The 5,138-nt window shown below is 67.2% G+C and carries 4 protein-coding genes and 1 pseudogene; 3 read left to right on the top strand and 2 right to left on the bottom strand.

Annotated elements, in window-relative coordinates:
• A partial coding sequence (locus tag GA0115259_RS28215; RefSeq protein ID WP_093602263.1) for a glycoside hydrolase family 2 protein occupies window positions 1–1,932 on the top strand: 1,932 nt, incomplete at its 5' end.
• 92 nt (window positions 1,933–2,024) lie between these two features.
• Here the strand turns inward: GA0115259_RS28215 and GA0115259_RS28210 are convergent.
• Together GA0115259_RS28210 and GA0115259_RS28205 are read right to left on the bottom strand one after the other, a co-directional pair.
• Window positions 2,025–2,702, bottom strand: coding sequence for a hypothetical protein (locus tag GA0115259_RS28210; protein ID WP_256098177.1), 678 nt, complete (start codon window positions 2,700–2,702; stop codon window positions 2,025–2,027).
• Window positions 2,695–3,150: an ATP-binding protein gene (locus tag GA0115259_RS28205; RefSeq protein ID WP_093602261.1), complete on the bottom strand. Its 456-nt coding sequence runs from the start codon at window positions 3,148–3,150 to the stop codon at window positions 2,695–2,697. Before GA0115259_RS28205 ends, GA0115259_RS28210 begins: the two co-directional genes overlap by 8 nt.
• A gap of 237 nt (window positions 3,151–3,387) precedes the next feature.
• Between GA0115259_RS28205 and GA0115259_RS28200 the strand changes: the two genes are divergently transcribed.
• Together GA0115259_RS28200 and GA0115259_RS28195 are read left to right on the top strand one after the other, a co-directional pair.
• A complete protein-coding gene (locus GA0115259_RS28200) occupies window positions 3,388–4,728 on the top strand; it encodes a transcriptional regulator (RefSeq protein ID WP_093602259.1) in 1,341 nt (446 codons plus the stop codon).
• Window positions 4,729–4,950: 222 nt separating this feature from the next.
• Window positions 4,951–5,138: pseudogene (locus GA0115259_RS28195) on the top strand (NADP-dependent oxidoreductase); the annotation flags it as partial.

The following is a 5,138-nucleotide window of genomic DNA, read 5'->3' as shown; positions in this document are numbered from 1 at the left end:
CATCTCGGCGCGGTCATCGGCGGCGCCGCCTGGCCGCTGGGCACGGTCAGAAGCGATCCGACGGACGACAGAAGGCTGCTGGTCAGCCTGAAGGAACCGGTTGTCGGCAGAGGCGGCACCGCCGATCTGCGCTACGACGGAACGGGCGGTCTCACGGCGCGGCAGGGCAAGGCCGTCGCGGCCTTCTGGAGCAGCGGACCCAACACCTCCGGGTACCAGCTCACCACTCCCTGGGCCAAGGACGTGGGACCGGACAACGCCCATCCCGAGTACCCACGGCCGCAGTTGACCCGTGACGCCTGGCAGAACCTCAATGGACAGTGGCAGTTCGCCGCCGCCGAGGAGGGCGAGCGCCCGCCCGTCGGCAGAACACTCCCCGAGAAGATCCTCGTCCCGTATCCGGTCGAGTCGCAGCTCTCCGGTGTCGAACGGCACGAGGACCGGATGTGGTACCGCCGTACCTTCACGGTCCCTTCGAACTGGCAGATCGGCGCGGGCAAGCGGCTGAAACTCAACTTCGACGCCGTCGACTGGAAGGCCGAGGTCTATGTCAACGGCACCAAGGTCACCGAGCACAAAGGCGGTTACGACCGGTTCAGCGCCGATGTCACCGACGCGCTCCGGCCCGGCCGCACCCAGGAGCTGATCGTCGGTGTGTACGACCCGACCGACGCCAGAGACGGCGAGAATCCGCCGATCGGCAAGCAGCGCCTGGACCCGAGCGGTATCTGGTACACCGCGTCCTCCGGAATCTGGCAGACCGTGTGGATGGAGCCGGTCGCGCCCGACCACGCCGACTCCCTGAAGCTCACGCCCGATGTGCCCGGCGAACGGCTCACCGTCGAGGTGCGCGGGATACGTGACGGTGTGCCGGTCACGGCCACCGCGTACGAGGGCAGGCGCAAGGTGGGCACGGTCACCGGCCGTACCGGAGCACCGCTGAGCGTGCCCGTACGTGATCCACGGCTCTGGTCGCCCGACGATCCGTATCTCTACCGGCTGGAGGTGACGGCCGGGAAGGACAAGACCGGCAGCTACTTCGGTATGCGCTCGATCGGCGTCCAGACGGTCGCCGGAGCGCCGCGTACGGTCCTCAACGGCAAGCCGGTCTTTCTGATGGCCACGCTCGACCAGGGCTTCTGGCCGGACGGGCTGCACACCGCGCCCACCGACGAGGCCCTCGCGTACGACCTGAGGACGCACAAGCGGCTCGGCTTCAACTCCGTGCGCAAACACATCAAGGTGGAACCGGACCGCTGGTTCTACTGGGCCGACCGGCTCGGACTGCTGGTCTGGCAGGACATGCCGGCGATGAACACGATCAATCCGGACGCGGCCTCCCGCGCCCAGTACGAACACGAGATGAAGGAGATGATCGACCAGCACGCGAGCAGCCCGTCGGTGGTCATGTGGGTCACCTTCAACGAGGGCTGGGGCCAGTACGACCAGGCGCGCGTCGCCGACCAGGCCAAGGCCTGGGACCCGAGCCGGCTGATCAACAACATGAGCGGCGTCAACTGCTGCGGCGCGGTCGACGGCGGCAACGGCGACATCGCCGACGCCCATGGGTATCCGAGCCCGCAACTGCCCGCGCCCGACGGCAGACGGGCACTGGTCAGCGGCGAGTACGGCGGACTCGGACTCGCGGTGCCCGGCCATGCCTGGCCGGTGCAGCACACCTATGTCGGTGTCGACCAGACCGTGTACACCGACGAGTATCTGGCCCAGCTCGACAACGTACGGAAGCTGGCCTGCCGAGGCGGCAATGGCGCGGTCTATACGCAGATCTCCGATGTGGAGGGCGAGTTGAACGGACTGCTCACCTATGACCGCAAGGTGCTGAAACCCGACGCCGAGCGGCTCAGGGCGGCCCATGACGCACTGATACGCGATGCCTCGGACCCGGCGTCGATGGAGTGTGCCACCTCCTGATCCGGCCGATCCGGCCGGCTGCCCCGGTCCGCCCGCGCGTCGGACGGACCGGGGTCACGGCCCCGTCGTCGGCGGTCGCCACACGCGGTCTCCTATGCCTCCACCCGCTTCAGGTAGGTGGCGTGTTCCGCTTCCAGGTCCACCACCGTGAACTCATGGAATTCCATGATCAGCTGAGCCGCCAGCACCCATCCGAGCTGCCAGCTCTCGAACGGCACCCCGTCCGCGTCGTACGCCACCGGAAAAGCCCCGCCCGGCCGGTACAACGCCCCGTGCACCCCCGTCGGTACGAACGTCCGCACCCGCAGCGCCACATACCGCTCGCGCAAGTGCGGACACACCTTCACCGACGTCACCGCGCACGGCACACACACCGGCGGATGCGTCGTGACATAGCCCGGCTCCCACAACTCCGGACCGTCCACGTCCTCCCCCACCAGCCACAACGTCCCCTCACCGGTACGGTCCGACGGCCCACCGCAGATCTGGCACAACAGCTTCCGCATCGCCCGCCGCTGCCGCAGAAAATGCACCCGCCCGAACTCCGGCCGTCCCTTGCCCGGACTCCACCCCACTCGCTTCCACAACACACCCAGGTCGTCACGCTCATACGGCCCCTCATCGGCATACGCGATCCCCGGCCCCTTCACGATCACCACACCCGGAGGCCGGTGCTCAGAGGACCAGAAAGCGATGTACGGTACGATGTCCGGCCGCGGAAACGCGCCCAGCGGCGATCGTTCAGCCTCTGCTGCCGACAGGTCAGTCACGCCCTGACCCCCCGTCCCGCGATGACGCCGCGCCCTGCACCGACAAGCACGCCCAGACCACCTTCCCCGGCCCGGCCCGGTCGGCCACTCCCCACTCGTCCGCCAGTGCGTCCACGAGCAGCAGTCCGCGCCCGTCGCACGACTCCGGGTCCGGCGTGCGCGGCTGGGGGCAGACGGGCGACGCGTCGTGCACCTCGACCCGCAAACCCCCCGGCCTGCGGAAGTAGCGAGTCTCGATGGTCTGTTCCGGCGTCACCCTGGCGTGCAGCCGCGCGTTGCTGAGCAGTTCGGACAGGATCAGGACCGCCGAATCCTCCAGCACGGACAGCCCCCAATCGGCCAGCGCCTTGCGCAGCTCCAGCCGTGCGGACGCGACGCATCGCGGGTCCCGACTCCATCGCAGCACAATGGTGCTGTTCGTTGGGTTCTGCCGACAGTTCTCGTACATGTCACGCGCCCTCCATCTGCGACGAATCCCTCTTTCGTGCGACTGACCGACCGGAGAAGGGCTTGAAGCTGAGCGCACGCGGGGCACATATGCGGATCCACGGAGCCGACTCGTCGTGTGGCCAAGTCCATTGTTCCCTTCTCGCTCCAGGCAACTGGATGACTACGCACAGCGCTACGCTGGTTACAGCGTCAGGACTTAAGAGCTTCAAGGGCTATCCGCACGGGGAGTTGGCGAGTGAAGGCACCGGAGCCGAATACGGCGCTTGAGCGGCTGTATCGCGAGAGCGGGTGGACCCTGCGCCAACTCGCCCAAGAGGTCAACCGCATCGGGACCGAGCGAGGAACGCCGCTCAAGTACCGAGAGCCGTCAGTCCATCAGTGGCTGCGGGGACACATGCCCAGGGAAGGCGTACGGCCACTCGTCCTTGAGGCGTTCACCCGAAGGCTGCTCCGTCCCATCACACATGCCGAGGCAGGATTTCCCACGCCCCTAAAGGAGCCGAACGCCCATCCGGGTACGGTGGAGGGGCTGATCGATCTGGGAGAGCAGGACATGGCCCCATCTCGCCGTAGCGTTGTCGGAGCAACTCTCTTCTCTGTCGCCCTTACCGTCCCCAACTGGCCGGACGTCGTCGGTCGGATGGAGGCCGTCCAGACCGGAAGGACGCGACGTATAGGGATGGCCGAAGTCGACATGATCATCGCCATGACGGAGCGCGTGTCCGAACTGGACGATCAATTCGGAGGCCGGCACGCCCGGCCGATGGCGGCGGCGTTCCTCGTGAACACGGTCGCCCCCTACCTCAAGGCAGATGCTCCGGAGGAGGTCCGCAGAGCGATGATGTCGGCGGCCTCCGATCTGTGTTACCTCACCGGATACATGGCTGTTGACGAGGGCATTCATGGACTGGCCCAGCGGTATTATCTGAAGGCGCTGGAACTGGCCGGAGCATCGGAGGACCATCTCACCTACTGCACCACACTGCGGGGAATGAGTGTCCAGGCCGTTGACCTGGGTCATGGACAGGCCGCAATGCGGCTTGCCGACGCCGCTGCCGCGGCTTCCCCGCAGGCGGGGCCACGGATGCGCGCGTTCCTCGCCGGGCAGCAAGCGCACGCGTCGGCGCAGATCGGAGAGCGTTCGAACGCCCTGCGGTATCTGCGGGAAGCCGAAGTCGCCATGGATAAAGCCGAGTCCCAGCGGAGAGTTTTCGGTTCCTACGATCCGGCGGCCTTGAACTACCACACCAGTCAGGTCCGGTATGAGCTGGGTGATGTGGGAGGAGCGGTGGAAGCGCTGCAGCAGTCCGATAAATTGCGCCACAGCATCTATCGGCGCACCCGTGTGCACCGGCGCGCACTTATCGCCGAGCGCCAGTTCGCGATCGGACATCTGGAAGCGGCCTGCGCCACCTGGCACAGCGCGTTGGACGACTATCCGCTCGTCCAATCAGGAAGAGCGGATCAGCGAATGCGCAACCTACTGCGACTGGTGAGGCCGCATCTCAAGAATCATCTGGCACGCGACCTCTACGAGCGCGCACGCCTGGTCGTCCCCAGAACGCTGAGCGTCTGACCGGCAGACGCGAGCCCCCACACCGACAGCCCCGAGCTTCGCGCCTGCTCCGGGCCCCGCCCCAACCGCCCGGCGTCCCCTCCTCGTCACCGATGGCCCCCTCTATTTCCCCTGCATGAGAGCCCGGGAATAGTGGTCAGGTGATCCGCCTTGGACCAACTGCTGTCCCGGGCGACAGCCGGTGCCATCGGTTCAGAACGAGGAGTCCCCATGCCCCAGGCCATCTCCAAGGCGTATGTCTTCACCGAGCACGGCGGTCCGGAGGTGGAGACCTTCGCCGATCTGCCGGTGCCCAGCCCCGGTCCCGGACAGCTTCTGGTAGCCGTGCGCGCGGCGGGCGTCAACCCCGTGGACTGGAAGCTGCGCAACGGCTACCGCCGGCCCGGCTCCGCGCCCGCCGAGCCGCCCGC

It is taken from the genome of Streptomyces sp. MnatMP-M17, assembly GCF_900091995.1.
Classification (GTDB): domain Bacteria; phylum Actinomycetota; class Actinomycetes; order Streptomycetales; family Streptomycetaceae; genus Streptomyces.
This window is presented reverse-complemented; position numbering and strand designations above follow the sequence as displayed.

Bases quoted from the DNA above. Each gene is read 5' to 3' on its own strand.
- GA0115259_RS28205 (WP_093602261.1), bottom strand. From the start codon at position 3,150: ATGTACGAGAACTGTCGGCAGAACCCAACGAACAGCACCATTGTGCTG.